Here is a 26,459-nt window from a genome sequence, read left to right as displayed (position 1 = left end):
GTATTATACCTTCTTCTTTTCCACGAATACAAAAGCCCTACATCCGGTGCCATACCGATATAGGGAATCCTGTCTGTCAGTTAGTTTTCCTGCATGTTCGCAAGTTTTGCCGCCTGATCGGCCGCAATCAGCGAATCAATGATTTCATCCAGATCTCCGTTTAACACGGTATCCAGTTTGTGAAGTGTCAGCTTGATCCGGTGATCTGTCACACGTCCCTGCGGGAAGTTGTACGTCCGGATCTTCTCGGAACGGTCTCCGGTTCCTACCTGGCTTCTTCTTGCCTCAGCCTCAGCGTCATGCTGCTTTGCCTGCTCCAGCTCGTAAAGTCTTGCACGCAGAACCTTGAGCGCTTTATCCTTGTTTTTCAGCTGGGACTTCTCATCCTGACAGGAAATCACAATTCCTGTCGGAATATGTGTCAGACGTACAGCAGAGTCTGTCGTGTTGACACACTGTCCACCGTTTCCGGAAGCACGGAATACGTCGAATTTACAGTCGTTCATATCGATATGAACATCCACTTCCTCCGCCTCCGGCATGATAGCAACCGTGATGGTGGATGTATGAATTCTGCCGCCGCTTTCCGTCTCAGGCACACGCTGTACACGGTGTACCCCGCTTTCGTATTTCAGTCTGGAATAAGCGCCCTGTCCGGAGATCATAAAGACTGCCTCCTTGAAACCGCCGATTCCATTCTCATTGAGTGAAATCATCTCACATTTCCATCTTCTCCGTTCTGCATAGTGAATATACATCCGGTAGATCTCTGCCGCAAACAGCGCAGCCTCGTCTCCGCCGGCACCGGCACGGATCTCGACGATAACGTTCTTGTCATCATTCGGGTCTTTCGGGAGAAGCAGGATCTTGAGTTCATGCTCCAGCTCTTCTACACGTTTTCTGGCATCGGCAAGCTCTTCTTTCAGAAGCTCCCGCATCTCTTCATCCGACTCTTCCTCCAGCATGACGAGGCTGTCCTCGATTGTCTCGTTACATTTTTTGTATTCTTTATATGCTTCCACAATCGGGGCCAGATCGTTCTGCTCTTTCATCAGACTGCGGAACCGCGTCTGATCATTGACAACGTCCGGTTCCTGAAGCTCTCCCATAATCTCTTCAAAACGAATCAGCAAATCGTCCAGTTTATCAAACATTTGTTAATTCCTCCTCATTTTCTCTTGCTTTATTGTACACGCCGCCTACTACACGGTCAAGCCCTGCCAGATCCTTTTTTACATAGATCTGACTGTAGCCGGCCTCTTCCATCAGCCTTTTGACATCCTCCGCCTGATCGTATCCGATTTCAAAAAGCAACGTCCCCTGATGGTCAAAATAACCGCCCGCCTCTGAAATGATGCGGCGGTAAAAATACAGCCCGTCTTCTTTTCCGTCCAGTGCCCCGTAGGGGTCATGGAGCCGGACCTCCTCCTGGAGCTTCCGGATCTCTTCCGTCCTGATGTAGGGGGGATTGGAAACGATCATATCGTATGTCCCCTCAATTCTTTCAAACAGATCGCTTTGCACAAATGCGGCCCGTTCTTCCGGAATCTCAAGCAGTCTGCGGTTCTCCTCCGCCATCTTAAGGGCCGGTTCCGAAAGATCGGATCCGGTTCCGGTCCGGTTTTCATTCATTTTTAAAAGGCTTAACAGGATGCAGCCCGATCCGGTGCAGACATCCAGAATCCGCTTCGCGCCTGTATCATCTGCCGCCCGGTCTGCCTCCTCTACAAGGATCTCCGTATCCTGCCGGGGAATGAGCACATGCTCATTGACGTGGAATTCATATCCCATAAATTCCTGCACCCCGGTGATGTGCTGGAGCGGGACGCGGCTTTCGCGCTTTCTTATGGCCTCCTCGTACTGCTCCCGGCACGATTCTTCCATCTCTTCTCTGTCTCTCACAAAATACATGGCTCTGGAAAGGCCGGACACATGCTCCAGCAAAAGCCAGGCATCCAGATCATATTCCGGAATCCCTGCATGCTGAAGCTTTTCTTTTCCCCAGTTCAGTGCTTCCCGGAATGTCATACGGCCTCCTCTTTTCTTCCGGATTCTTCACGGACCGGAAAATTTTCTGCAAGGTACGCCTTCCAGTCAAAGACCGCTTCCACAGAAGCAATCGCAACCTCAATCATACTGTCGTCCGGTTCCTTTGTTGTCAGACCCTGAAGCATCAGCCCCGGTCTGCTTAACAGGTTAACCACCACGTTATCACTGTTTCCAGCCAGCCGGATAATCTCATAGGAAATTCCCGCAATGACCGGAAGCAGCGCGATCCGAATTACAACCCGCAGAATATGAGACTCCGTCTGGACAAAAAACAGAAGGACAATTCCCACAATCATAACAAACATGAGGAAACTCGTCCCGCACCGTTTATGCTCTTTGGAACTGATTCTGACATTGTCTACTGTAAGCGGCAGTCCATGCTCGATACAGTTGATACATTTATGCTCGGCACCATGATACTGGTACAGACGCCGGATATCCTCCATCCTGGAGATCAGCCAGATATAGCCGACAAAAATCAGAATCCGGATCACGCCTTCGAGAATCGTCCGGATAACATAGGACGGAATGACCGTCTTGAACAGATCTGACAGAAAATACGGAAGAACCATAAAAATTGCGATGGCAATCAGGAAAGAAACCGCCATGACGACCCCGTTGATCACCTGATCCAGTTTCTCCCTTTTCCTGGCCTCCTTTTCCGTCAGCACCTCCTCCTCTTCTTCCTCAAAGCCGGCTGACCACGTCAGCGTCTTCATACCCAGAATCATTGAATCGATAAAATTGAAGATTCCGCGGATAAATGGTGTTTTAAGCAGCTTCTGGTGGGAACCGACGATGCTTTTGTAATCATCCTGCTCCACAACAACCGTCCCGTCCGGCTTCCTTACCGCCACGGCGTACCGGTCTTTGTGTTTCATCATCACGCCTTCCAGAACCGCCTGTCCTCCTACATTTGATGACTTCATTGAAACTCCTTCTCTGCTAAATAAACAAATCTTTTTCTCAAGTAACGAAAAAGAGCTGAGATATGAAAACCTCAGCCCTGTACTTCTGAATCTTATTTGCTTTCGATTCCGTATTTCTTGTTAAACTTGTCAACACGGCCACGAGCCTGAGTTGCTTTCTGCTGTCCTGTGTAGAATGGATGACATTTGGAGCAGATTTCAACATGGATATCTTCCTTTGTGGATCCTGTTACAAATGTATTCCCACAGTTGCATGTTACAGTTGCCTGATGATATGCTGGATGGATTCCTTCTTTCATGATTTTCACCTCTTCTTGCTTTTATTCGTCTCACACAGATTTCTCTGCGACTAATCGTCTTCTAAACAGCGGGTTTATTGTATCATACCTGTTTTTGTTTTGCAACCCTCTTTTTAAATAAACTTCATTTTTTTGACAGTCTGCACGAGCTCTGAATTATGCTTCGACCGGTTGAACAGATTCAGAATCGTATCAACCGCCTCATCCGACTTCATTCCATTGAGGGCGCGGCGCATAATGTAAACAGCCTCCTGCTCGTCCGGGGTAAGGAGAAGATCCTCCCGCCTTGTCCCGGATTTTGGAATGTCAATCGCCGGGAACATTCTCTTTTCTGAAAGTTTCCGGTCAAGGACAAGCTCCATGTTTCCGGTTCCTTTGAATTCCTCGTAAATGACATCGTCCATCTTACTTCCGGTATCTACAAGTGCAGTGGCAAGAATGGTAAGGCTTCCGCCCTCCCGCATGTTTCTTGCGGCTCCGAAAAAGCGTTTCGGCATATGCAGGGCCGCCGGATCCAGACCACCGGAAAGGGTACGTCCGCTCGGAGGTACAACAAGGTTGTAGGCTCTTGCAAGTCTGGTAATACTGTCAAGCAGAATAATAACATCTTTTTTATGCTCAACAAGACGTTTTGCACGCTCAATCAGCATTTCGGACACTCTCTTATGGTGATCCGGGAGTTCATCGAAGGTAGAATAGATGACCTCCACATTTTTCCCGCGGATTGTTTCCTTAATATCGGTTACTTCTTCCGGACGTTCATCGATCAGAAGAACAAGCAGATGCATCTCCGGGTTGTTTCTCAGAACGGAGAGAGCCACTTCTTTTAACAGTGTCGTCTTACCTGCTTTCGGAGGAGATACAATCATCCCTCTCTGCCCTTTTCCTATTGGCGAGAGCAGGTCTACAATTCTCATCGCTGTGCTGCTTCTCTCATTTTCGAGTCTCAGACGCTCATTTGGAAAAATCGGTGTCATGTCTTCAAAGTTTTTCCGTTTCACTGCAACCGCAGGTGGAAGTCCGTTGATCTTCGTTACAAATAACAGCGCACTGAATTTTTCAGACTGTGTCTTGATTCTCGTATTTCCGGAAACGATATCCCCTGTCTTGAGTCCGAATTTCCGGATCTGGGACGGGGAAACATAAACATCATTCTCTCCCGGAAGATAGTTCTCACAGCGGATAAATCCGTATCCGTCCGGGAGTACTTCCAGGATTCCATGGGCCGTCATACCGCTGTCCAGGTCAGACAGTTCCAGTCCGGCACCCTTTTCCCCTCTTACGTCTTCTCTCTGGACGTGCTCATGATCATGCCTGTTTTCTCTTACAGGTTCTGTTTCCTCTGTCTTCTGTGTTTTTCTATCTTCTTCAAGAAGGCGTTCAATCAGATCCGATTTTTTTAACGCGGATGTTCCTTTCAGCCCCCTTGCTTTCGCCACATCTTTCAGTACTGCCAGTGAAAGCGTTTCGTATTTTTCTTTCATATCCATCATATTCTATTTTCCTTTCTATTCTGGTCTCATGGGAAAAAATAGTCTGACTCGACCTGACTGACTTAATACGTAAAGTATACATCACAATTTTCAAAATGAAAAGTGTTTTTTCCAAAATTTAATTGCACCCCTGTTTTAAGAATGGTATGATTGAAGAAGTGATCATAATCATACATTATTAATGAAGAAAAGGTGAATAGTATGGCTGAAAATAATACATTGGAAAAAGCACTGAAAATGCATGAAATCTGGAATGGAAAGATCGAAACGACGGCAAAGGCACATGTCCGTTCAAGGGAGGACCTTGCAGTGGCATATACACCGGGAGTTGCGGAACCTTGCAAAGTAATCGCCAAAGATCCTGAAGCCGTGTACAAATACACCATGAAGGCAAATACGGTTGCCGTTGTCTCCGATGGAAGCGCGGTTCTTGGTCTTGGCAATATCGGAGCCCGTGCCGCAATGCCTGTCATGGAGGGAAAAGCGGTTCTGTTTAAAGAATTCGGACAGGTCAATGCAGTTCCGATCTGTCTGGATACACAGGATACAGAAGAGATTATTCGTACCGTAGTGAATATTGCCCCTGCCTTCGGAGGCATCAATCTGGAAGACATCTCCGCCCCGAGATGTTTCGAGATCGAAGAACGGTTAAAAGAGCTTCTGGACATTCCGGTCTTCCATGATGACCAGCACGGCACTGCCATTGTCGTTCTTGCAGGCGTCATCAATGCGCTGAAGGTTGTCGGAAAATCAAAGGAATCCTGCCGCGTTGTCGTAAACGGTGCAGGTTCCGCCGGAGTTGCTATCACAAAGCTCCTCCTGACCTATGGATTTTCCCACATCACCATGTGCGATATCAATGGAACGATCTGCCGGGATTCCGAGCATCTGAACTGGATGCAGAAACGGATGGCCGAACTGACGAATCCGGATCAGATCCACGGTACCCTTGCGGATGCGTTAAAAGGTGCGGACATTTTCATCGGTGTCTCCGCCCCGAATATCGTCACCAGGGAGATGGTGGCATCCATGAATCAGGATTCCATCCTCTTTGCCATGGCAAATCCGGTACCGGAAATCATGCCGGATCTTGCAAAGGAAGCCGGGGCAAAGGTTGTCGGAACCGGACGGAGTGACTTCCCGAATCAGGTGAATAACGTGATCGCATTCCCTGGCATTTTCCGGGGGGCTCTTGAGGGACGTGCTTCCCAGATCACGGAAGAGATGAAGCTGGCTGCTGCCAATGCCATCGCTTCTCTTGTTCCGGAGGAGGAACTGAGCGAAACCAACATTCTTCCGGAAGCATTTGATCCTCGTGTAGCCGATGCCGTGAGCGAAGCCATCAAGGCTCTGATTCCGTAAGATGGACGCGACTGTACGCTGGGGCGAAAAGCGGTATAATTCGCTGGATTATTATATCAAAGAGACTTTCCATGAAAAACTGTACAAACTGTCCCTGAATGCCGGCTGTACCTGTCCGAACCGTGACGGCACCTGCGGAACACGTGGCTGTATCTTCTGCAGCCGTGGAGGCAGCGGTGATTTCGCGGCGGACGTTTCTCTTTCCATCCCGGAACAGCTCCGGGTGGAAAAAGAAAAAAAGAAATCCAAATACTCGGGACATTCTTATATTGCTTATTTTCAGGCCTACACGAATACATACGGCCCTTTGGAAGTTCTGGAAAAGGCATTTACCCAGGCTTTGGCAGATCCGGAGGTGAAAGTGCTTTCCATTGCTACCCGTCCGGACTGTCTCTCTGCGGAAATTCTTGACCTCCTGGAGCGGCTCTCCCTGATCAAACCGGTCTGGATTGAGCTTGGCCTTCAGACGATTCATGAATCCACAGCCGAGTTTATCCGGAGAGGTTATCCTCTTCCGGTTTTTGAGGAGGCGTTGAAAAAACTCCGTGCCCTTGGTCTTTCTGTGATCGTCCATACGATTTTATATCTGCCCGGTGAATCCGAGGCTGATATGCTGGAAACAATAGAGTATCTGAACAGACAGGATATTCAGGGGATCAAGCTTCAGCTGCTCCACGTACTCAAGGATACCGATCTGTACGACTATTATCTGGAGCACCCATTTTTTCTTCCAACCATGGAAGAATATCTGGAATTTCTGGGGACCTGCCTGTGCTGTCTCAGACCTGATATTGTTATCCACCGTCTGACCGGGGACGGTCCGAAATCGTTGCTTGCCGCTCCCCTCTGGACCGGAAACAAGCGGCTGGTTCTCAATCAGATGGAAAAATCTTTCAGAGAAAGAGATATCTGGCAGGGCAAACACTATCACGCTCTTTAGAAAGGAGTATGCACTATGGCAGAAACATTCACACTCTATAAACTGATCATTTTGTACATGCTCAGCAAGGTGGATTTTCCTCTTGCAAACGCTCAGATTTCCGATTTTGTTCTTGGAAAAGGGTATACGACTTACTTTACCCTCCAAAAAGCGCTCTCCGAACTTACCGAGTCCGGTCTGATCCGGGAGGAGACAACACACAACCGTACGATGTACCATCTGACCGAGGAAGGAGCCGAATCAATCTGCTTTTTCGAGAATAAAATTTCAGACGCAATTAAAAAGGATATTGAAGACTTTTTTATCGAGAAGAAATTTTCGCTGAAAAATGAAGTGTCTGTGAAATCCGATTACTATCGGAACACAAATGGAGAATTCTCCGTACACTGCCAGGTGATCGAACACTCCATGCCTCTGATCGATCTGACAGTTACGGTCCCTTCTCACGAGGAGGCTGAAACCATGGCGGCGAACTGGGCCGCAAAGAATCAGGAAATCTACGCCTACATTATGACACATCTGCTGTAATTTGTATTGAAAAGAATAAACCCCGTGAGATTCCGGTTTTCAGATCCTGAACTCTCACGGGATTCTTTTTCCATATCATATTCCGGGTACAGACACCCTTTTCTTTACTGCTCCCTGATATAGGAAAGCCAGTCTTTCAGCTCTTTTTCTTTTCCCAGATCTCCCGGATGGTAGAATACACTTTCCTTGATTTCATCCGGAAGATACTGCTGGTCAACGTAGTGGTTCGGATAATCGTGTGCGTACCGGTAACCGATTCCATGTCCCAGCTGCTCGTGCCCTCCATAATGGGCATCCTGAAGATGCGCAGGAACCGTTGTCTTTTTGCTTTTCACACTTTCCATTGCCTCGGAAACCGCCCGCACTGCAGAGTTGCTCTTCGGAGCAGATGCCACGTAAAGCACGGCCTGGGACAGAATAATCTGTGCCTCCGGCATCCCGATCCGCTCTACCGCCTGAGCCGCCGACACTGCCACGGTAAGAGCCATAGGATCTGCGTTTCCCACGTCCTCCGATGCGCAAATCATGATTCTGCGGGCAATAAACCGGATATCCTCTCCGGCATAAAGCATCTTTGCCAGATAGTACACCGCAGCGTCCGGGTCGGATCCCCGCATGCTTTTGATAAAGGCGGATATGGTATCATAATGGTTGTCCCCGTCCTTATCGTAACGGACTACTCTTTTCTGGATACACTCGGATACAACATCCAGTGTCAGATGAATGAACCCGCCACTGCTTCTTTCGGTAGTCAAAACGGCAAGCTCCACCGCATTGAGCGCCAGTCTGGCATCGCCACCCGACATATCTGCCAGAAATGCGCTTGCATCCGGATCGATCCTAGCGTGATAGCTTCCCATTCCCTTCTTCTCATCGTAGACAGCCCGGTGAATCAGGCTTTCCACATCCTCTTTGGACAACGGCTTTAATTCAAAGACGGTAGACCGTGAAATCAGCGCCCGGTTTACTTCAAAATACGGATTCTCCGTCGTCGCCCCGATCAGAATCACCGTACCATCCTCCACAAACGGCAGGAGGTAATCCTGCTGTCCTTTGTTAAACCGGTGGATCTCATCGATAAACAGAATCGTCTTCTGCTGGTACATTCCCCTTGCCTTTTTTGCCTCTTCCACCACCGCTTCCATATCTTTTTTCCCTGCAACCGTCGCGTTGATCTGGCAGAATCTTGCGCTTGTTGCATTAGCGATGACTTTGGCAAGCGTCGTTTTTCCGGTCCCCGGCGGGCCGTAAAAAATGACGGAACTTAGCTTGTCCGCCTTGATTGCACGGTAAAGCAGCTTGTCCTTTCCGATGATATGCTGCTGTCCTGCCACTTCTTCCAGTGTCTCCGGCCTGAGCCTTGACGCAAGCGGTGACTCTGTCTCTTTTTGTTTTTCCCTTGCATATTCAAATAAATCCATCTCTATCTGTCTCCCTCCCGGTATCCGCTCAAATTACGGATCACTTCTCCGGCGATCATCAGCCCGGCCACAGGCGGAACAAAGGAAATACTGCCCGGAAGCGATCTTCTGGCCCCCTTTTCCTCTTCTGTCACCCGGTCGGAAATATCCACCGGCTTTTCTTTGGAATACAGTACCTTAAGGCTCTCCACATTCCTCTTTTTAAGCTCTTTTCGCATCACGCGGCACAGCGGGCATACGGATGTATTTCGGATATCATCAATCTCAAACATCTCCGGATGCAGCTTGTTTCCGGTTCCCATACTGCTGATCAGCGGAATCTGATGCTCTTTGGCATACTCTGCCACCGCAAGCTTTGCCGTCACGGTATCGATAGCATCCACAATATAATCCGGGCGGATTTCAAACACCTGTTCCAGATTTTCTTCCAGTACAAACTCCTCGTAAGTCATCACCTGAATCTCCGGTGAAATGTCGGCAATCTTTGCTTTCATGACTTTCGTTTTATACTGTCCGACCGTACTGTGAAGGGCAATGGACTGCCTGTTGATATTTGTCAGAGATACCTTGTCATGGTCCACGAGAATCAAATGTCCCACACCGCTTCTGGCCAGTGCCTCGATACAGTGAGACCCGACACCTCCTACCCCAAGCACGGTAACGCAGGAGTGTCTCAGCCTGTCCATTCCTTCTGTTCCTAATAATAATTCTGTCCTCGAAAATTCATGCAGCATCTTATTTCACTTTCCTTAATCCATAATCAGTTCATCGACTGTCACAAACCGGTATCCTTCCTCCTGCAGGGTATCTATGATCTGAAGTCCCGCCTCCACGGAAGTCCCGTAACAGTCATGTAATAAAATAATACCATTTTCTTCTGCCTGCGTCACTACCTTTCTTACGATTTCCCCGGTACTTTTCGTGCACCAGTCAAGAGGATCAATATCCCATTTTACCGGAATCAGATCGATTTCGTCCAACGTTTCTTCTCTCCACGAGCCGTACGGAGGCCGGATAAAAGCAACCGTTTCCCCCGTGATATTTTCGATTACTTCATTCGTCTTTTCAATCTCCTTTCTTTCCGTCTCCTGATCTACTTTCGTCAGTTCCACATGATGGTACGTATGATTCCCGATCAGGTGTCCTTCTTTTTGCATCCTCCGGATCAGATCCGGATGTTCCTCCGCCTCCTGACCGATCACAAAAAAGCTTGCTCTGACTCCCCTCTCTTTCAAACCGTCCAGAAGTACAGGAGTAGATATACCGTCCGGTCCATCATCAAATGTAATGGCAATCCTCTTTTCCTCCTCTTTTTTCTTCACATCGCTGATGCTTTCGATCGTTTTCTTTGTGTTCTGCCACATTCCCGCCATGCAGACTGCCGCAATCAGGATGATCTCCGCTGTAAGTCTCCACTGTTTTCCGAATTCCTTCACGCTGTGCCCGCCTCATTCTTCTCTCCTGTAACTTTATTCATCGGGAGATACAGATAGAACCCGGAATCTGGAACAAATTTTTCCAGCCTCCGGGTTCTTCCCTTTTTTTGCAAAGTTTATTTTCTTTTTTTCTTTTTCTTCTTTTTCACACTGAACCCGAAAGTTCCGAGCTGCTTCCCAAGAGTTAAATACTCCCCATGGGAATAGGCAATCAGCCCTGTCTTGTTCAACTCGAACTTTCCATTTTCATTCATGTACTCACTGCTCACCTGAACGCCCGTTACATCCGCCAGAAACATATCATGTGTTCCAAGACGTATAATCTCTCTGACTTTACACTCAATATTCACCGGACATTCCGCAATTGCAGGTGCATACTGAAGGGACTCTGTCTTTTTTCTTGTGAGTTTCATCTCGTTCCATTTATCGACGTCTTTTCCGGAACGCACACCGCAGTAATCGGCCGCCTTTGCAAGCTGTTCCGTCGTAAGGTTGACAACAAACTCTCCGGTTTCCTCGATCATATGGTGGGAAAACCGGTTCGGCCGGACAGAAATATAGAGCATCGGCGGATCTGAACAGACCGTTCCCGTCCACGCCACCGTCAGGATATTGTCCGTTCCGTCTTTCCCTGCACAGCTTACCATCACTGCCGGGAGCGGGTACAGCATATTGCCTGGTTTAAAAATCACCTTGTCTGTCATATACTTCCTCCTACTGCTGCAGTTCGCTCACCAGTGTCGGGATCAGCTGTTTCTTTCTGGATACGACACCGTTTAATACGATCTGATCTGTATCTTCCGGAAGCTCAAAAGCATCGATCACGGTCTGCCTTGCACTTCCTCCACAGCAGAGAAGCTCTGTAGACTGGTCTACAATATTCGTAAGCATAAAGAATACCATATCCAGTCCGCTTTCTTTCAGCACATCCGGCAGTTCCGGACATACCTTTTCCCGGATCTCCTGCAGTTCCTCGCTGCTCATGGAATTGATCTGTCCCACTCCGAACGTCAGCTCATTGACATGGAACTCCTTGAAATCCTGGAAACAGATCTCGGAAACAGATTTATTCGCAAGATTGCTTCCTGCTTTGAACATCTCTTTTGCGAACTCATCGATATTGATTCCCGCAATCTGAGCAAGCGTTCTCGCAGTCGCTTCATCCATCGGAGTGCAGGTCGGCGACTGGAACAACAGGGTATCGGAAATAATCGCTGCACAGAGAAGACCTGCTGTCTCTCTGGACGGAGTAATCTGGTTTTCCTGATACATCTGATAGATGATCGTTGCCGTACATCCAAGCGGCTGATTTCGGAAATAAACAGGCCCCATCGTCTCCAGATTTCCGATTCTGTGGTGATCGATGATCTCAAGAATTTCCGCCTCTTCAATTCCGTCTACCGCCTGCGTCTTTTCGTTATGATCGACAAGAACGACCTGTTTGCGCCTCGGCTTTAACAGTCTCCGTCTGGAAATAAATCCGGTGAACCGTCCCTTTTTATCAATAACCGGAAAATCACGGTATCTTTTCTTGGACATGACATCCCGTACTTCCTCCAGGTAATCATTCATATGGAACGTGCTCAAATGTTCTTTGGTCATAAAATATTTGACCGGAATACTTTGATTGATCAGACGGGCGGTCGTAAAGGTGTCATGCGGCGTACTGATAATCACTACATCTCTCTCGGATGCCAGCTTCCGGATCGTCTTCGATACTTCCGCTCCCTGGCAGATGACAAGGCAGCTTGCATCCATTTCTATCGCACAAAGCTGAGACTCGTACCTGTTTCCAACGATGACAAGATCGTCTTCATCGATAAAATTCTCCATCATATCCGGAGAGGAGGCTGCGATAACAACCTTTCCTTTCACGAAATATGCATGCTCGTTCCCTGTGACGATCTTCCCGTCCAGTGTATTCATAATGCTTCTGTACTGTGTCCGTGCGTCGGACAACAGATAACTGTCATAGAGCTCCATATAGGAATTGGCAATATCTCCAATCGTGATAATTCCTTCCAGCTTCTGCTCATGCAGAACCGGCAGCGTCCGAATACTGTTTTCCCGCATCATCGCCCAGGCCTCTTTGATCGACGCCTGGCTGGAAACTCCGTCAATCTTCCGGATATCCACATCTTTTAACTGCTGAAATACATTCTGAAGGAGCGCCGGCTCTTCCACATGAAAATAGTCAAGAACATATCTGGTCTCCTCCGAGACCGCCCCGGCTCTTTTTGCCACATAATTTTTTCCTGTAATCTGCTTTTTTAATTCTGCGTATGCAATGGCAGAACAGATGGAATCCGTATCCGGATTTTTATGTCCTACCACATATACCTTTCTGTCTTTCTGATTATCTGACATACTTTTTACATTTCCTCCCATATGCCGTACGTGCCGGCCAATCTTTTACTTGATATAAAAATAGAGTATCATCTTTTTGATTCCGCGCCAACTGTTTTTTCGGTTTTCATAAAAATATTCTTTCACTTTGCTTTCTCTAACAAAAAATCTATGATATACTTTCTAGAGAAAACACAAAAAGGGGTGCATCATCAATGAACGAAGAATTAGAAACAAAAACATCTGCCCTGGAACCGCAGGCAGAGTCCATGAAAGACTATGAAGACCAGTTTGATATCGCCGATCCATGGCATATCGTACAAAACTATATGGACAACCGTACAAACCTTACATTGAAAGTAGAAGGTGTGGTCAACGGCGGCGTGATCGTCAAGGTGGAAGGCCTTCGCGGTTTTGTCCCGGCATCCAGACTTTCTCTTTCCTATATCGAAGATCTGGAAAGCTATCTTCTGAAAGAAATCACCGTCCGCGTCATTGAGGCAGATCCGGAAGAACACCGCCTCATTCTTTCCGCCCGTGAGATTTTAAAAGAAGAAGAAGCCAGAGAGCGTGCCGAACGCATCTCAAAGATCCAGGTTGGAAGTGTTATGGAAGGCACCGTGGAATCCATTCAGTCCTACGGCGCGTTTGTCCGCTTTGACGATGGCCTCTCCGGACTTGTCCATGTATCCCAGATCTGCGAAAAACGGATCAAAACACCGGCCGATGTCCTGAAGACAGGAGACCGTGTCAATGTCAAAGTCATCGGAATCAAAGATGGAAAACTGAGCCTGAGTATCAAAGCTCTTTCCGAAGAAAAAGAAGAAGAGACAGAAGAACTGCATGTAGAGCTTCCAAAATCCGAAGAGATCGGAACAAATCTTGGAGATCTTTTCAAAAATATCAAACTGTAATTCCTCTTCAGACAGTTCTGGTTGAAACAGCCGGGGCGGATTCATGTCCGGACAGTCCGGAAGATATCCGCCCTCTTTCTTTTATCTCTTTCTCTTATAACCGTTCCAGATCCTGAATCCAGACAGCCGCCGAAGCATCGCTTGGCATCCTCCAGTCTCCCCTTGGAGACAGAGCCACCGTACCTACTTTCGGTCCATCCGGAAGGCAGGAACGCTTAAACTGCTGTGAGAAGAATCTCCAGTAGAATTTCTTCAGCCATTTCAGAATCGTCTCATCATCATAGACACTTTTAAATGCATGCTTTGCAATCCGGTAAATTTTGGACGGCTCATATCCAAAACGCAGCACATAATAAAGGTAAAAATCATGAAGCTCATACGGTCCCACCAGATCTTCTGTCTTCTGTGCAATCTGACCGTCCTCCGGCGGCAGAAGCTCCGGACTTACCGGTGTATCCAGCACATCCAGCAGAATCTTCTGAAGCTCTTCATCCCCGCAGGTGTCCGCATAGTACTGTACCAGATGGCGCACCAGCGTTTTCGGTACAGAGGCGTTGACACCGTACATGGACATGTGGTCTCCGTTATACGTCGCCCAGCCAAGAGCAAGCTCTGACATATCCCCCGTTCCGATGACAAGTCCTCCGTCTTTGTTGGCAAGATCCATCAGCACCTGTGTCCGTTCCCTTGCCTGACCGTTTTCATATGTCACACTGTGGTCATTCAGATCATGGCCGATATCGCGGAAATGTACAGTCACCGCTTCCCGGATCGGCACTTCCAGAAGAGAAGCACCAAGTCTGCATGACATCTGGCAGGCGTTTCTGTATGTCCGGTCTGTCGTCCCGAAGCAAGGCATGGTCACCGCCTTGATCCGGGATCTTGGAATTCCAATCATATCAAAAGCCTTTGCCGTCACAAGGAGCGCCAAAGTGGAGTCCAGTCCACCGGAAATGCCGACTACTGCTCCGGAAGCCTTTGTATGAACCAGTCTTTTTTTCAGCCCCATAGCCTGAATAGACAGAATCTCTTCGCATCTTGCGGCACGTTCCTTTTCATCCTGCGGAACGAATGGTGCCGGGGAAAAGGTTCTTGTAAGGGCCGTCTCCTCTTCTTTGACGGAAAACGGAACAACCGGCAGTGTCTTTTTTGCCGCAGAACGGAATGTCGTATTTTTCCGGCGCTCGGACAGCAGCCGCTTGATATCAATTTCGCTGTAGATTGTTTCATTCGCAAACCGCCGGGAAGCTTTCAGTATCGTCCCGTTTTCCGCAATCAGATTGTGTCCGCCGAACACAACATCCGTGGTGGACTCTCCTTCCCCTGCGTTGGCGTAAACATATCCCGCAATCAATCTGGCTGACTGTCCTTTGATCAATTCCTCCCGGTAACGGTTCTTTCCGATTGTCTCATCGCTCGCGGAGCAGTTCACAAGAATCACAGCTCCTTCCAGCGCCGCCTTGATGCTTGGCGGAACCGGGGACCACACATCCTCACAGATCTCCGCTGACAGGATCAGTCCCTCAGTCTCCATGGACTCAAAAAGGATCTGCGGACCGAATGGTATTTCTTCTCCTGCAAACCGGATCATTCTTACCTCTTCCGGTCCCGGAGTGAACTGACGCATTTCATAAAACTCTCCGTAATTCGGAAGGAACGTCTTTGTTGTAAATCCAAGAATCTTTCCCTTATTCAGGGCCGCTGCCGTGTTGTACAGCTCACCGTCCACCGCAAGAGGACATCCGACAAAAACAACCGATTCCAGTTCTTTTGTTTCTTCGGCAATCCTGCAAAGTCCTACTTTTGCCTGTTCCAGAAGAATATCCTGGGTAAACAGATCACCACAGGTATATCCGGTGATGCAAAGCTCCGGAAAGACAATGATCTTTGCGCCGTTTCCCGCTGCCTCTTTCATCTTTTTTATAATTTCTTCTGTATTAAATGCCGTATCTGCCACACGGATATCAGGTGTAGCCGCCGCCACTTTGATAAATCCCTGTTTCATGCCCCGTTCCTCTTTTCCTTTTTATTTTTTCTTTGCCTGTTTTAACAGAGCGGAAAGCTCGTCCACACTGAAGCTGTATGCAGTGTTACAGAAATGGCACTTCACTTCAATGTCTTTTCCTTCATCAATCATCTCTTTGATCTCTTTTTCCCCGATACTGATGATTGCCTTTTCAATCTTTGTCTTAGAACAGTCACAGTAGAACTGTGTCGGAAGGATATCAGTAATCTCAATATCCATTCCTTTTAATACTTCCTGAAGCAGAGATTCCGGTGTATGTCCCTGTTCCAGAAGCGCAGTCACAGAATGGATGTTGCTGATATTTTCCTCCAGCTGTTCCAGCACTTTTTCTTCCACAAACGGCATTACCTGCACGATAAATCCTCCGGCACATTTCACCGTATTGTCTTTTTCCATCAGAACTCCCAGTCCTACCGAGGACGGTACCTGTTCGGAATTTGCGAAATAATAAGTCAGGTCATCTCCGATTTCACCGGTCTGAAGGATCGTCTGTCCCACATACGGCTCTTTTAAGCCCATATCTTTAATTACATTTAAAATACCAAGTCCCAGTGCGCCGCCTACATCCAGCTTGCCGTTCTTAGGCGGAAGCATCACATCCGGATTTTCCACATATCCTTTGACATTGGCTTTGCTGTCTGCTGTCACCGTCAGTCCCTGAATCGGTCCGTCACATTTGATCTGGATGGTCAGGATGTCCGTATCATTTTTCATCATGCTTCCCATCATGGCTCCGGCTGTCAGCAGTCTTCCAAGCGCAGCGGTCGCAACAGGGCTTGTATTGTGGTGCTGTCGTGCTGTCTCTACCATCTCTGTCGATGTCACCGCAAACGCACGGATCTGGCTGCCCGCCGCGGTTGCTCTTACTAAATAATCTTTCATTACTGATTCCTCATTTCTTTCTTTATTCGGCTCTGTTCTTTCCACATTCTCTTGCCACTACACAGATGCGGGTGCTTTCTTCGTCCGGCTGCTCTTTCGTAAAGCCGTCATACATCGCAACAAGTTCCATGCCGGCTTCCCTCAGGCAGTCCGTCACTTCCCTGACCGTATAGCCTCTCTGAAAATGGGTTTCTTCAAACTTTCTGTACAGTTCTCCCTCACGTACAAAAATCGTCAGATCATACTCGTTGATCCGCTCCTGAGGGTCATAAAAATTCTCCCAGATAAAACTGCACTCGTCTCTGTTTTCCGCAATCGTTGTATCCCCCAGGATCTCCCTGTATTTATATTCTGTATTAAAATCAAACAAAAACAGTCCGCCCGGATCCAGATAGTTGTTCACCAGTGCAAACATCTCTGCCAGCTCTTCGGGCTCCGTAATATAATTGACGGAATCACAGGCGCTTATGACTGCGCGGACCGTACCGTAGAGCTCAAACTCCCTCATATCCTGAAGAAGATAAAGGATATCATGTCCGGAAGCCGCTTTCTTCTCCGAAGCAATCTCCAGCATCTCTTCCGAATTATCCACTCCGATCATATCATAGCCAAGCCCTGCCAGAATCTCTGTCATGCTTCCGGTGCCGCATCCAAGATCCAGAACGAGCCCGTCCCGGATTCCGTTTTCTTTCAGAATCCCCGCATAATATTCTGTCCATTCTGCATATGGGACATTGTCCATAAATGTATCGTATACTTCCGCAAATCCTGTATATGCATCCATTTGATCATCTCCCGTCGACTATAAATCCGGCTTATTATAGCATGATTTCCATATTTTTTAAAGGGGAAATCAAAATCCCCCGGACATCTTGCCCGGAGGATCTGTTCCATTTTCCTTATTCAATTACATGAATCCATCCTTCCGGAGCCTCGATCCGCCCCATCTGGATTCCTGTCAATGTGTCATAGAGCTGTTTTGTCACCGGTCCCATCTCATCCATGCCGCTTGCAAAACAGATTTCTCTTCCGTGGTCTACAATCTTGCCCACCGGAGAAACAACGGCAGCTGTACCGCACAGTCCGCATTCCGCAAATTCCGGAACTTCTTCCAGAGTCACTTCCCGTTCTTCTGTCTCAAGCCCAAGATACTCTTTTGCCACGTAAAGGAGCGAGCGTCTTGTAATGGACGGAAGGATGGAGGATGATTTCGGTGTTACAACTTTTTTATCTTTTGTGATAAAGATAAAGTTGGCTCCGCCTGTCTCCTCTACCTTTGTTCTTGTAGCGGCGTCGAGATACATGTTTTCCGCATAGCCTTCTTCGTGTGCTGTCACAATTGCATGAAGGCTCATGGCGTAGTTCAGTCCTGCCTTGATATGGCCGGTTCCGTGCGGTGCCGCTCTGTCAAAATCAGAAACCTTGATCGTAATCGGCTTTGCTCCGCCTTTAAAATATGGTCCGACCGGAGTGGTTAAAATGCGGAACTGGTATTCAGCCGCCGGACTCACACCGATCACCGGACTGGAACCGAACATATAAGGCCGGATGTAAAGGGTTGCCCCGGAACCGAATGGAGGTACCCATGCGGCATTTGCTTTTACTGTCTGTGTTACCGCATCAATAAAGCGCTCTTTCGGAAATGCCGGCATTTCCAGTCTCTTTGCCGAATCAATCATTCTCTCAGCATTTAAGTCCGGACGGAATGTTACAATCTTTCCGTCTTCTGTTGTGTATGCCTTTAATCCTTCAAATACGGTCTGTGCATACTGGAACACACCCGCACACTCGTTGAGTACGATACTGGCATCGGATGTCAGACATCCATCGTCCCACGCACCGTCTTTAAAATTGGAAACATATCTTTTATCGGTCTGGATATACTTGAAACCCAGATTTGACCAGTCCAAATTTTTCTTTTCCATTTCCATCCACTCCAATCTTGTTTTCTTATTTTTCTAGTATAAGACTGTTTTGGAAAAAATTCAAGAGTGCGCTCTGTTTTTTTTGAATCCGTATGATTTTCCTGCTACCGCTCTGCCATACTGATTGCTTCAATTCCGACGCTTCCACCCCGCACGACTTCCACATCCCGGAATTCTTCTTTCAAAAGCTTGACAACCGCATCATTTTTGGTGGCCGTCTGCAAAAATTCAAGCAGCATACTGTCTTTCCCGTAATCGATCACTTCCGCCTTGAAGGTCTCGGCAATCTGGAAAAGCTCTGTCTTTTCCTCCAGACTGCATTTTTTCACTTTAACATACAGGATCTCCTTCATGCAGACTGAAAGATCCGTAAAATCGATGACCTTGATCACTTCCACCATCCGGTTCAGCTGTTTTTTAATCTGTTCAAAAGTCTCCTCATCACAATGCGTTTCGATCGTCATTCTGGAAATCGTCGGGTCTTCTGTCCGTCCCACCGTCAGACTTTCCAGATTATAGCATTTTGCCGAAAACAACCCGGAAATCTTGGAAAGCACACCAATCTGATTTTCCACATAAAGAGAGATCCATCTTTTTTTCAACATTCCATTCATTTCCATTTCCTCCTTCTCTAGCAGTCCATCAGCATCTCATGGAGCGTACCGTTTGGCTTCACCATCGGGTAGACCACTTCTTCCGGATCGATGATGAATTCGATCAGTGTCGGTACCTTCGTCTCTTTTGAGGCTTCCAGAAGTGCCGCCTCGATATCCTCTTTCTTCTCCACACGCATTCCCTTTGCCCCGTAGCTTTCCGCAAGTTTCACAAAGTCCGGTGTATATTCCGGCAGCTTTTCATCCCCGCGGCGCAGAGCAGCCCCTGCAAGAAGATTGGTCATGGCGTAGCGTTTGCCGTAAAACAGCTTCTGCCACTGACGCACCATTCCAAGGTAGGTATTATTCAGAACACAGATAATAATCGGCAGCTCTTCGAGAACCGCTGTGGCAAATTCCTGAATATTCATCTGCATGCCTCCATCACCGGAAATAACGATCACCGTTTTATCCGGATTGCCGATCTTTGCTCCGATTCCTCCCGGGAATCCATATCCCATCGTGCCAAGTCCTCCCGACATCAGAAGGCGTTTCTTCGGCGTAATCTCCGCATACTGTGCCGCGAACATCTGATGCTGTCCTACATCCGTCACAATGATTCCTTCATCAAAAACATGATTGATTCCCTCGATAATATCCTGCGGAAGCATGACATTTCCCCTCTTTTTCATCTGAAGCGGGTGTTCCTGCTCCCAGCCCTGAATTTTCTCCATCCACTCTTTTGTATCCTTCTCTTCCGCGTACTCCAGCATCTTTTCGATTGCTTCCTTTGCGTCCGCTACAATCGGCACATCCACATGGATATTCTTGGAGATGGACGCCGTATCAATATCGATATGTACAATCTTTGCGTTCGGCGCAAACGCATGCAGCTTTCCTGTGATCCGGTCATTGAATCTTGTACCGATGGAAAACAGCACATCGCACTCTTCCACCGCCATATTGGCTGCGTAGGCTCCGTGCATACCAAGGTTTGCCACATAATACGGATGATTCGTCGGAACAGCGCCTCTTCCCATTACCGTTGTGACCACCGGAATTTTCGTCTTTTCCACCAGTCTTGTAAAGGCTTCATTGGCTTCCGCAATATTCACTCCGCCTCCTGCAAGAAACAGCGGTCTCTTCGCGTGGTTTAACAGCTTGACCGCGCGTTTTAACTGGCCGATGTGAACGCTGGTGTTTGGCTTATAGCCGCGGATATTGACCTCTGACGGATATTCCGGAGAGCCAAGCTCACCCATCACGTCTTTCGGAAGATCTACGAGAACAGGTCCCGGTTTCCCGCTTCTTGCGATGTAGAACGCTTCTTTTATAATTCTTCCCAGATCTTCTCTTCTATGTACCGTCACTCCGTATTTGGTGATGCTTCTTGTAATTCCTACAATGTCGACCTCCTGGAATGCGTCATTTCCAATCAGATGCCGCGCCACCTGTCCTGTAAAACATACAAGCGGCACACTGTCATAGTTTGCCGTGGCAAGACCGGTTACCAGGTTCGTCGCTCCGGGTCCGCTTGTTACAAGGCAGACCCCGACCTTGCCCGTTGATCTTGCGTAAGCATCCGCCTCGTGAACCAGCGCCTGCTCGTGTCTTGGGAGAATGATCTTGATATCTCCCTGTTTATAAAGCTCATCGCTGATATCAATCGTACATGCCCCCGGATAACCAAAGAGCGTATCCACACCTTCTTCTTTTAATGCTTTTACAAGAAGCTTGTTTCCACTGATTTTCCTCATGCCGTTTCCTCCTTTTCCTTCTCCTTGTCAAGGCTCTCTATTCTTCCCTGCATCTGTACGGAAATTTTATTCCCCAGGGCATCCGAAAAGACTTCCTGTAGAAAAAAACGCCCTAAGCCTTTGCTTAGGGCGAATAACTCCGTGATACCACCTAACTTCAGAATTTCTCTGCACTCAACCAGTACTTTCATACTGTTTCCCGATAACGCTGGAACAACGTCGGAGCCTAATCACATCTTACTTCCTGCATCGGATAAGACCTTTTCAGTCCGCTGTTCATGGGCCAGTTCCCACCCGCCGTCACGAAGACTTCCACCACCCGCCTTCTCTCTTTGCATCCGGCCGGGAGGTACTCCTCCCACTCACTACATTTCTCTGTCTCGTTAAAGTAATTATTGACATTATACGGGGTGGGGATATCTGTTGTCAAGCTTTTTCTCCGGCATCAGTCTTTTGTAGTTCTTTTTCTGTATCTTGTAAATATGTATTCCAGATCAAAATATGTCTGCTCGTCAGACTCTCCTTCCAGGATCCAGTCTTCCTCTTCATCCAGATTCGGGAAATATGTATCCGCGTCATAGGCATGGTCCGTCTTTGTCACATAAGCCTCGGTACAGTACGGGAGCATCATCCGGTAAACGCTCTCCCCTCCGATCACATAGATACTCTCATCCGGATACTGCTTCAGTTCCTCCAGAAGTTCCTCCAGACTGTGTACTACAACTGCTCCTTTTACCTGATAATGCGCGTCTCTTGTAAGGACGATATTCGTTCTGTTCTTCAACGGCTGTCCGCCAGGAAAGCTTTCCAGTGTCTTTCTGCCCATAACAACCACGTTTCCTGTTGTTGTCTCCCGGAAAAACTTCATATCTGCCGGGATGCTGACAAGCAGCTTGTTTTTATTCCCGATAGCCCAGTTTTTGTCTACATTCACAATCAGATTCATCTGTGTGCCTCCTCTTCTTTATACCGCAATCGGAATATTTTTAATCTGCGGTCCTGTCGTATAATCATCCAGACGGACGTCATCCGGCGTAAAGTCATAGAAATCTTTTACATCCGGGTTCAGCCAGAATTTAGGCGCTTCGTGCTGCTCTCTTGAAATCAGCTCCTCCACAAGCGGAATGTGACGGTCATAAATGTGCGCGTCCGCGATCACATGAACAAACTCGCCCACCTGCATGTCACAAACCTGCGCCATCATATGCATCAGCACCGCATACTGACAGACATTCCAGTTGTTTGCCGCCAGCACGTCCTGGGAACGCTGGTTCAGGATTCCGTTCAGCACCAGTTTTTCACTGTCCGGACGCTTCGTCACGTTGAAGGTCATGCTGTATGCACACGGATACAGATTCATTTCATGCAGATCCTGATGAACATAGATGTTGGTCAGAATCCGCCTGCTGTACGGATTGTGCTTCAGATCATAGATAACACGGTCTACCTGATCCATCATTCCTTCCTTATACTGATGTTTCACTCCCATCTGATATCCGTACGCCTTTCCGATGGATCCGTCTTCATCTGCCCAGCTGTCCCAGATATGAGGTTTCAGGTCATGGATGTTGTTGGATTTGCGCTGCCAGATCCAGAGCATCTCATCGGTACAGCTCTTGATCCCTGTTTTCCGAAGGGTCAGTGCCGGAAATTCTTTCGCAAGATCATACCGGTTTACAACCGCAAACTTCTTGATCGTATAGGCAGGTGTTCCGTCTTCCCACTTTGGCCGCACCTTTTCTCCTTCTGTACTTGTGCCGTGATCGATAATGTCTCTGCACATGCTGACAAATACCTGATCCGCATAACTCATATTGCTACCTCCGTTTTTCTCCATTTTAATTTGATTTCATCAATGCAAATACTTTTGCTCTGGATAATGTCCGTACTACGAGATAAAACAGCACCGTCTCCACCGGCACCATCACCATCTGTTTCAGAAGTCTTGCCGGAAGCAGCGCCGCAAAGGAACTTCCGTACATGACAGTAAGCCAGTACGTGTTCAGACAGGTGTTGACCAGAACTGCGACAAGTACTTTCGCAAATACAATCCGCCCCACGGAAAGCGGCTTCCGGTACAGAACCATTCCATAGAGGATGCCGCCCGCCACGGCACTGATGGTAAATCCCGGGAAAAAGGCTCCCGTCGGCTTTACCAGATACTTCAGAATATCCGCCGCTCCCGCAACAATACCGCCCACAGACGGTCCAAACAGCATTGCTGCCAGTTCATTTGGCAGGAAGGAAAATCCTATCTTCAGAAAGTCCGTCACCTGCACGGTTCCAAAAAATCCCAGCACCACAGCGAGTGCCAGAAGCATCGCTATGACAACCATGGTATGGCTGTCTTTGAGTTCACGGGCTGATTCCCGGAACATGTCTCGTAGTTTCTTGCATTTTTCCATAAAAATATACCTCCTTTGCAGTAGTCCTTTTGCCACGCACAGCAGGTATATCAGTCTCTGTCTATGTGTAGCAGCGGGATGCGAAATATGTACCGCAAGAAATTTCTTTTCGTCCACCGGCAACTCCCCGTCCGAATGGCACTTAACGCACATATTTCTACTCTGCCTGTTCATTTCGTCTCTGATTATAGCACGAAGTCCTCTGATCGTAAAGAGATTTCTCAGTATGCCATTGCCTCCTCTCTCGTCATCCAGAAATGGATCCCATGAGTGGAGTCTTTCCACCGGTCTTCTGTAAAAGAGTCAGCGTATACCCACTCCCCTTTCCGGTAGACGAAGTTTTCATCCACCAGCGACCATGCCTCATCAAATTCCCTTGTGCCGTCAAAGTTTCTGATTGTCAGTACTTTTGCCTTATCACACCGGCATGTCGGACCTGTGGCCGAGCTCCGCTTTGCATCTGCCGGAACAAGGAGCTGTACAATCCGGTCATACACACATTTTTTGTATGCTACAAACGCTCCTTTCTCCGGGCAGCGCATAGGATACCCCACGGTTGTCTCATCCATGCGCGCCCCGGTCAGGTCTGCATTTTCCAGTGTTGAAAGCCGGATATCCGCACCCCGGAAGTCTGCATTTTTAAGACTGCATCCCCGAAGGTCCGCCCCTTGCAAATCTGCCCCGCAAAATTTTGCTCCTTCCAGATCACAGTCCCGGAATCTTGAATTAGAAAGCCTGCACCCTGTAAAGTCGGCATTCCGGAAACTGACGGCGGTAAAATCTCCCCATTCCAGGATTTTACCACTCAGATCGATTCCGTCCATCCGTCTTTCATTCCATACTGTTTTTGTACTGTTCTGCTCCATTTTGACACCCCCGGTTCTTTGTAAATTCTATTTAAATTTTTTTTAAAAAACATGTTGACATTTCTTTTCTTTTATAGTATCATACATTTTGTTCCGAGTGAACAAAAAACATTAAGCGACAGTGGCTCAGTTGGTAGAGTACGACCTTGCCAAGGTCGGGGTCGCGGGTTCGAGCCCCGTCTGTCGCTCTTCTTTTTCAAAATTTGATATTCATGCGACAGTGGCTCAGTTGGTAGAGTACAACCTTGCCAAGGTTGGGGTCGCGGGTTCGAGCCCCGTCTGTCGCTCTTAAAACACGATTCAAATGAATCGTGTTTTTTCTTTTCTCAGACAGCCGTATCCCTGAAACCTGTATGCCAGATACTCTCAGAACAAAGGACAAAGTTTTCTGTTAATTGAAAAGGATGCTGCAGTTTCCCACAACACCCTTTTTTCTTCTTTCTCACGAAATTACTCTTCTGTTTCCGCTTCCGCCTCTTCTTTTCTGATGACACCGATTCCCAGCTCTTCCAGCTGTTTTACCGCTACTTCAGACGGTGCCTCCAGCATCATGTCTGATGCATCTTTCACCTTCGGGAATGCAATGACATCACGGATGCTGTCTTCTTTCGCCATGAGCATGACAAGACGGTCCAGTCCGTAGGCAAGTCCTGCATGAGGCGGTACCCCGTACTTGAACGCATTCAGAAGGAATCCGAACTGCTCTTCGGCCTCTTCTTTTGTAAATCCGATCACTTCAAACATCTTTGTCTGGATGTCATTCTGGTGGATTCGGACACTTCCTCCGCCGAGCTCGGTTCCATTTAATACGATATCGTATGCTTTCGCTCGCACTCTTCCCGGATCACTGTCCAGATACTGAAGATCCTCCTCCATCGGCATGGTAAACGGATGGTGCATTGCCACGAAACGGTTCTCGTCTTCATTCCACTCAAGCAGCGGGAACTCTGTTACCCAGAGGAAATTGTACTGGCTCTTGTCCAGAAGATCCAGCTGTCTTGCAATTTCAAGACGGAGATTTCCAAGTACATCCCATACAATCTTATTCTTGTCAGCCGCAAAGAGCAGAAGGTCTCCCGGCTGTCCGTCCATTGCCTGGATCAAGGAAGCCATTTCCTCTTCTGTCATGAATTTTGCAAAGGAGGATTTCACGCTTCCATCTTCCTGAATCGCAATATATGCAAGTCCTTTTGCACCATATCCTTTTGCAAATTCTACAAGCTTATCAATCTTTTTACGCGGCATTGCACCCTGTTCTTTGGCATTGATTCCGCGGACGCTTCCGCCCTGCTCCAGAGCTCCGGTAAAGACGCCGAATCCGCAGTCCTTTACGATCTCGCTGACATTGACAAGCTCCATTCCGAAACGGGTGTCCGGCTTGTCGGAACCGTAGCGGTCCATTGCATCCTGCCATGTCATTCTCTGGATCGGAAGCTTTACATCCACATCCAGAACTTCTTTAAACAAATAAGCAAGGAGACGCTCGTTGACTTCCAGAACATCATCTACATCAACAAAGGAAAGCTCCATGTCGATCTGTGTAAATTCCGGCTGGCGGTCTGCACGGAGATCTTCGTCCCGGTAGCATCTTGCAAGCTGGAAATAGCGGTCGCATCCGGAGCACATCAGCAGCTGCTTTAATGTCTGAGGAGACTGCGGCAGCGCATAAAAGCTTCCCGGATGTACACGACTTGGTACCAGATAGTCTCTTGCTCCTTCCGGTGTACTCTTTACCAGTGTCGGTGTCTCGATTTCAAGGAATCCTTCATCTGCCAGGAACTGTCTCGTCAGTGTGGCGATCTGGCTTCTCATGCGGAGATTCCGCTGCATATCCGGTCTTCTTAAGTCCAGGAACCGGTATTTCAGACGCAGTTCTTCCTTTGTCTTGCTGTCTTCCTCAATCGGAAACGGCGGAGTCTCGGACTCGGACAGGATCCGAAGCTCTTTCACACGTATCTCGATGGCCCCTGTAGCAAGATTTTCATTGACAGCTCCGGAACGTGCCTCCACGGTTCCTACTGCCGCAATGACAAACTCGCTTCTAAGCTTTCCTGCTTTTTCAAATCCTTCTTCATCGATACTTTCGTTCTCAAATATCAACTGCAGGATCCCGGAGCGGTCTCTTAAGTCAACAAAGATAATACCGCCTTTATTTCTGTTCTTCTGCACCCACCCCATGACGGTGACGGTCTCACCGATATTCGCTGTGCCAAGTTCTGCGCAGCGGTGGGTTCTTTTCAGGCCTTTCATTGATTCTGCCATTTTCTCTTCCTCCATTTATTCTTGCT

At 48.0% G+C, this 26,459-nt stretch carries 25 protein-coding genes, 2 tRNA genes, 1 riboswitch and 1 other annotated feature; of the genes, 6 read left to right on the top strand and 21 right to left on the bottom strand.

Annotation, left to right across the window (positions count from 1 at the left end; translation table 11 throughout):
- Nucleotides 1–80 precede the first annotated feature (80 nt).
- The 5 genes from prfA to rho all read right to left on the bottom strand — a co-directional run bounded on the left by prfA (nt 81) and on the right by rho (nt 4,761).
- Nucleotides 81–1,154, bottom strand: a complete 1,074-nt coding sequence (prfA, locus tag FGQ85_RS00790; RefSeq protein WP_087168464.1) for a peptide chain release factor 1 — start codon at nt 1,152–1,154, stop codon at nt 81–83.
- Nucleotides 1,147–2,028, bottom strand: a complete 882-nt coding sequence (gene prmC, locus FGQ85_RS00785) for a peptide chain release factor N(5)-glutamine methyltransferase (RefSeq protein ID WP_087168465.1) — start codon at nt 2,026–2,028, stop codon at nt 1,147–1,149. The genes prfA and prmC overlap by 8 nt, the downstream gene beginning before the upstream one ends.
- Complete coding sequence (locus FGQ85_RS00780; RefSeq protein WP_087168466.1) at nt 2,025–2,978, bottom strand: DUF1385 domain-containing protein; 954 nt, start codon at nt 2,976–2,978, stop codon at nt 2,025–2,027. Before FGQ85_RS00780 ends, prmC begins: the two co-directional genes overlap by 4 nt.
- A 92-nt stretch (nt 2,979–3,070) precedes the next feature.
- The gene (gene rpmE, locus FGQ85_RS00775; RefSeq protein ID WP_087168467.1) at nt 3,071–3,277 is read right to left on the bottom strand and encodes a 50S ribosomal protein L31; all 207 of its coding nucleotides are present in this window, start codon (nt 3,275–3,277) and stop codon (nt 3,071–3,073) included.
- A gap of 113 nt (nt 3,278–3,390) precedes the next feature.
- Complete coding sequence (gene rho / locus FGQ85_RS00770; RefSeq protein ID WP_087252632.1) at nt 3,391–4,761, bottom strand: transcription termination factor Rho; 1,371 nt, start codon at nt 4,759–4,761, stop codon at nt 3,391–3,393.
- 210 nt (nt 4,762–4,971) lie between these two features.
- Here rho and FGQ85_RS00765 point away from each other — a divergent pair, with 210 nt between their 5' ends.
- The 3 genes from FGQ85_RS00765 to FGQ85_RS00755 are packed head-to-tail and all read left to right on the top strand — an operon-like array spanning nt 4,972 to nt 7,600.
- Complete coding sequence (locus FGQ85_RS00765) at nt 4,972–6,132, top strand: NADP-dependent malic enzyme (RefSeq protein ID WP_138372413.1); 1,161 nt, start codon at nt 4,972–4,974, stop codon at nt 6,130–6,132.
- Between the two features lies 1 nt (nt 6,133).
- Nucleotides 6,134–7,072, top strand: a complete 939-nt coding sequence (locus FGQ85_RS00760) for a TIGR01212 family radical SAM protein (protein WP_138372412.1) — start codon at nt 6,134–6,136, stop codon at nt 7,070–7,072.
- A 15-nt stretch (nt 7,073–7,087) separates the two neighbouring features.
- Nucleotides 7,088–7,600 (top strand): DUF4364 family protein, encoded by a 513-nt coding sequence (locus FGQ85_RS00755; RefSeq protein WP_087168289.1) that lies wholly within the window; start codon nt 7,088–7,090, stop codon nt 7,598–7,600.
- A 104-nt stretch (nt 7,601–7,704) separates the two neighbouring features.
- Here FGQ85_RS00755 and FGQ85_RS00750 read toward each other — a convergent pair whose 3' ends face one another.
- The 5 genes from FGQ85_RS00750 to FGQ85_RS00730 all read right to left on the bottom strand — a co-directional run bounded on the left by FGQ85_RS00750 (nt 7,705) and on the right by FGQ85_RS00730 (nt 12,824).
- The gene (locus FGQ85_RS00750; RefSeq protein ID WP_138372411.1) at nt 7,705–9,021 is read right to left on the bottom strand and encodes a replication-associated recombination protein A; all 1,317 of its coding nucleotides are present in this window, start codon (nt 9,019–9,021) and stop codon (nt 7,705–7,707) included.
- A gap of 2 nt (nt 9,022–9,023) precedes the next feature.
- On the bottom strand, nt 9,024–9,755 hold the full coding sequence (locus FGQ85_RS00745) for a tRNA threonylcarbamoyladenosine dehydratase (protein ID WP_087168291.1): 732 nt from the start codon (nt 9,753–9,755) through the stop codon (nt 9,024–9,026).
- A gap of 15 nt (nt 9,756–9,770) precedes the next feature.
- The gene (locus tag FGQ85_RS00740; RefSeq protein WP_243128458.1) at nt 9,771–10,457 is read right to left on the bottom strand and encodes a polysaccharide deacetylase family protein; all 687 of its coding nucleotides are present in this window, start codon (nt 10,455–10,457) and stop codon (nt 9,771–9,773) included.
- A 116-nt stretch (nt 10,458–10,573) separates the two neighbouring features.
- Nucleotides 10,574–11,161 carry a flavin reductase family protein gene (locus FGQ85_RS00735; protein WP_087168292.1) on the bottom strand — a complete coding sequence of 196 codons (588 nt, stop codon included), beginning with the start codon at nt 11,159–11,161 and terminating at the stop codon, nt 10,574–10,576.
- Nucleotides 11,162–11,171: 10 nt separating this feature from the next.
- The gene (locus tag FGQ85_RS00730; RefSeq protein ID WP_138372410.1) at nt 11,172–12,824 is read right to left on the bottom strand and encodes a putative manganese-dependent inorganic diphosphatase; all 1,653 of its coding nucleotides are present in this window, start codon (nt 12,822–12,824) and stop codon (nt 11,172–11,174) included.
- Between the two features lie 194 nt (nt 12,825–13,018).
- Here FGQ85_RS00730 and FGQ85_RS00725 point away from each other — a divergent pair, with 194 nt between their 5' ends.
- Nucleotides 13,019–13,717, top strand: coding sequence for a S1 RNA-binding domain-containing protein (locus FGQ85_RS00725; RefSeq protein WP_087168294.1), 699 nt, complete (start codon nt 13,019–13,021; stop codon nt 13,715–13,717).
- Between the two features lie 94 nt (nt 13,718–13,811).
- Here FGQ85_RS00725 and FGQ85_RS00720 read toward each other — a convergent pair whose 3' ends face one another.
- From FGQ85_RS00720 to FGQ85_RS00670, 10 genes are all read right to left on the bottom strand, one after another.
- Nucleotides 13,812–15,722, bottom strand: a complete 1,911-nt coding sequence (locus FGQ85_RS00720) for an NAD(+) synthase (protein ID WP_138372409.1) — start codon at nt 15,720–15,722, stop codon at nt 13,812–13,814.
- A 21-nt stretch (nt 15,723–15,743) separates the two neighbouring features.
- Complete coding sequence (gene hslO, locus FGQ85_RS00715) at nt 15,744–16,625, bottom strand: Hsp33 family molecular chaperone HslO (protein ID WP_138372408.1); 882 nt, start codon at nt 16,623–16,625, stop codon at nt 15,744–15,746.
- 22 nt (nt 16,626–16,647) lie between these two features.
- Nucleotides 16,648–17,409, bottom strand: coding sequence for a class I SAM-dependent methyltransferase (locus tag FGQ85_RS00710; protein ID WP_138372407.1), 762 nt, complete (start codon nt 17,407–17,409; stop codon nt 16,648–16,650).
- A gap of 115 nt (nt 17,410–17,524) precedes the next feature.
- Nucleotides 17,525–18,565 (bottom strand): branched-chain amino acid aminotransferase, encoded by a 1,041-nt coding sequence (locus FGQ85_RS00705; RefSeq protein WP_330616786.1) that lies wholly within the window; start codon nt 18,563–18,565, stop codon nt 17,525–17,527.
- 89 nt (nt 18,566–18,654) lie between these two features.
- Entirely contained in the window at nt 18,655–19,164 is a 510-nt protein-coding gene (ilvN, locus tag FGQ85_RS00700; RefSeq protein ID WP_087168299.1) for an acetolactate synthase small subunit, read from the bottom strand.
- Nucleotides 19,165–19,181: 17 nt separating this feature from the next.
- On the bottom strand, nt 19,182–20,900 hold the full coding sequence (gene ilvB, locus FGQ85_RS00695) for a biosynthetic-type acetolactate synthase large subunit (protein ID WP_138372406.1): 1,719 nt from the start codon (nt 20,898–20,900) through the stop codon (nt 19,182–19,184).
- 122 nt (nt 20,901–21,022) lie between these two features.
- Nucleotides 21,023–21,275, bottom strand: a binding site (T-box leader).
- A 70-nt stretch (nt 21,276–21,345) separates the two neighbouring features.
- Complete coding sequence (locus FGQ85_RS00685; protein ID WP_087168303.1) at nt 21,346–21,846, bottom strand: dihydrofolate reductase; 501 nt, start codon at nt 21,844–21,846, stop codon at nt 21,346–21,348.
- Nucleotides 21,847–21,864: 18 nt separating this feature from the next.
- Nucleotides 21,865–22,713 (bottom strand): thymidylate synthase, encoded by an 849-nt coding sequence (gene thyA / locus FGQ85_RS00680; protein WP_138372405.1) that lies wholly within the window; start codon nt 22,711–22,713, stop codon nt 21,865–21,867.
- Nucleotides 22,714–22,738: 25 nt separating this feature from the next.
- Nucleotides 22,739–23,305: a folate family ECF transporter S component gene (locus tag FGQ85_RS00675; protein WP_207651995.1), complete on the bottom strand. Its 567-nt coding sequence runs from the start codon at nt 23,303–23,305 to the stop codon at nt 22,739–22,741.
- Nucleotides 23,306–23,374: 69 nt separating this feature from the next.
- Nucleotides 23,375–23,472, bottom strand: a riboswitch (THF riboswitch).
- A gap of 54 nt (nt 23,473–23,526) precedes the next feature.
- On the bottom strand, nt 23,527–24,171 hold the full coding sequence (locus tag FGQ85_RS00670) for a pentapeptide repeat-containing protein (protein WP_087252568.1): 645 nt from the start codon (nt 24,169–24,171) through the stop codon (nt 23,527–23,529).
- 115 nt (nt 24,172–24,286) lie between these two features.
- On the opposite strand from FGQ85_RS00670, the gene FGQ85_RS00665 reads away from it, so the two are divergent.
- Nucleotides 24,287–24,359, top strand: a tRNA-Gly gene (locus FGQ85_RS00665).
- Nucleotides 24,360–24,385: 26 nt separating this feature from the next.
- Nucleotides 24,386–24,458 (top strand) — tRNA-Gly (locus FGQ85_RS00660).
- A 163-nt stretch (nt 24,459–24,621) separates the two neighbouring features.
- Here FGQ85_RS00660 and aspS read toward each other — a convergent pair.
- Nucleotides 24,622–26,433, bottom strand: a complete 1,812-nt coding sequence (gene aspS, locus FGQ85_RS00655; RefSeq protein WP_138372404.1) for an aspartate--tRNA ligase — start codon at nt 26,431–26,433, stop codon at nt 24,622–24,624.
- Nucleotides 26,434–26,459: the final 26 nt, after the last annotated feature.

It is taken from the genome of Pseudoflavonifractor sp. BSD2780061688st1 E11 (assembly GCF_005844125.1).
Lineage (GTDB): Bacteria > Bacillota > Clostridia > Lachnospirales > Lachnospiraceae > Sellimonas > Sellimonas catena.
The sequence above is the reverse complement of the archived record's forward strand: the minus strand, read 5'-3'. Positions and strand labels throughout refer to the sequence as shown.

Excerpts from the sequence above, each read along its gene's own strand:
- FGQ85_RS00750 (WP_138372411.1), bottom strand. The coding sequence starts at position 9,021 with ATGGATTTATTTGAATATGCAAGGGAAAAACAAAAAGAGACAGAGTCA.
- FGQ85_RS00670 (WP_087252568.1), bottom strand. The coding sequence starts at position 24,171 with ATGGAGCAGAACAGTACAAAAACAGTATGGAATGAAAGACGGATGGAC.
- hslO (WP_138372408.1), bottom strand. The coding sequence starts at position 16,625 with ATGAAAGATTATTTAGTAAGAGCAACCGCGGCGGGCAGCCAGATCCGT.
- ilvN (WP_087168299.1), bottom strand. The coding sequence starts at position 19,164 with ATGAATGGAATGTTGAAAAAAAGATGGATCTCTCTTTATGTGGAAAAT.
- rho (WP_087252632.1), bottom strand. The coding sequence starts at position 4,761 with ATGAAAGAAAAATACGAAACGCTTTCACTGGCAGTACTGAAAGATGTG.
- FGQ85_RS00675 (WP_207651995.1), bottom strand. The coding sequence starts at position 23,305 with ATGGAAAAATGCAAGAAACTACGAGACATGTTCCGGGAATCAGCCCGT.
- FGQ85_RS00745 (WP_087168291.1), bottom strand. The coding sequence starts at position 9,755 with ATGCTGCATGAATTTTCGAGGACAGAATTATTATTAGGAACAGAAGGA.
- FGQ85_RS00760 (WP_138372412.1), top strand. The coding sequence starts at position 6,134 with ATGGACGCGACTGTACGCTGGGGCGAAAAGCGGTATAATTCGCTGGAT.
- rpmE (WP_087168467.1), bottom strand. The coding sequence starts at position 3,277 with ATGAAAGAAGGAATCCATCCAGCATATCATCAGGCAACTGTAACATGC.
- prmC (WP_087168465.1), bottom strand. The coding sequence starts at position 2,028 with ATGACATTCCGGGAAGCACTGAACTGGGGAAAAGAAAAGCTTCAGCAT.
- FGQ85_RS00720 (WP_138372409.1), bottom strand. The coding sequence starts at position 15,722 with ATGAAACAGGGATTTATCAAAGTGGCGGCGGCTACACCTGATATCCGT.
- FGQ85_RS00685 (WP_087168303.1), bottom strand. The coding sequence starts at position 21,846 with ATGAATCTGATTGTGAATGTAGACAAAAACTGGGCTATCGGGAATAAA.
- FGQ85_RS00735 (WP_087168292.1), bottom strand. The coding sequence starts at position 11,161 with ATGACAGACAAGGTGATTTTTAAACCAGGCAATATGCTGTACCCGCTC.
- thyA (WP_138372405.1), bottom strand. The coding sequence starts at position 22,713 with ATGAGTTATGCGGATCAGGTATTTGTCAGCATGTGCAGAGACATTATC.
- aspS (WP_138372404.1), bottom strand. The coding sequence starts at position 26,433 with ATGGCAGAATCAATGAAAGGCCTGAAAAGAACCCACCGCTGCGCAGAA.
- FGQ85_RS00725 (WP_087168294.1), top strand. The coding sequence starts at position 13,019 with ATGAACGAAGAATTAGAAACAAAAACATCTGCCCTGGAACCGCAGGCA.
- FGQ85_RS00780 (WP_087168466.1), bottom strand. The coding sequence starts at position 2,978 with ATGAAGTCATCAAATGTAGGAGGACAGGCGGTTCTGGAAGGCGTGATG.
- FGQ85_RS00755 (WP_087168289.1), top strand. The coding sequence starts at position 7,088 with ATGGCAGAAACATTCACACTCTATAAACTGATCATTTTGTACATGCTC.
- FGQ85_RS00765 (WP_138372413.1), top strand. The coding sequence starts at position 4,972 with ATGGCTGAAAATAATACATTGGAAAAAGCACTGAAAATGCATGAAATC.
- FGQ85_RS00730 (WP_138372410.1), bottom strand. The coding sequence starts at position 12,824 with ATGTCAGATAATCAGAAAGACAGAAAGGTATATGTGGTAGGACATAAA.
- FGQ85_RS00710 (WP_138372407.1), bottom strand. The coding sequence starts at position 17,409 with ATGGATGCATATACAGGATTTGCGGAAGTATACGATACATTTATGGAC.
- prfA (WP_087168464.1), bottom strand. The coding sequence starts at position 1,154 with ATGTTTGATAAACTGGACGATTTGCTGATTCGTTTTGAAGAGATTATG.
- ilvB (WP_138372406.1), bottom strand. The coding sequence starts at position 20,900 with ATGAGGAAAATCAGTGGAAACAAGCTTCTTGTAAAAGCATTAAAAGAA.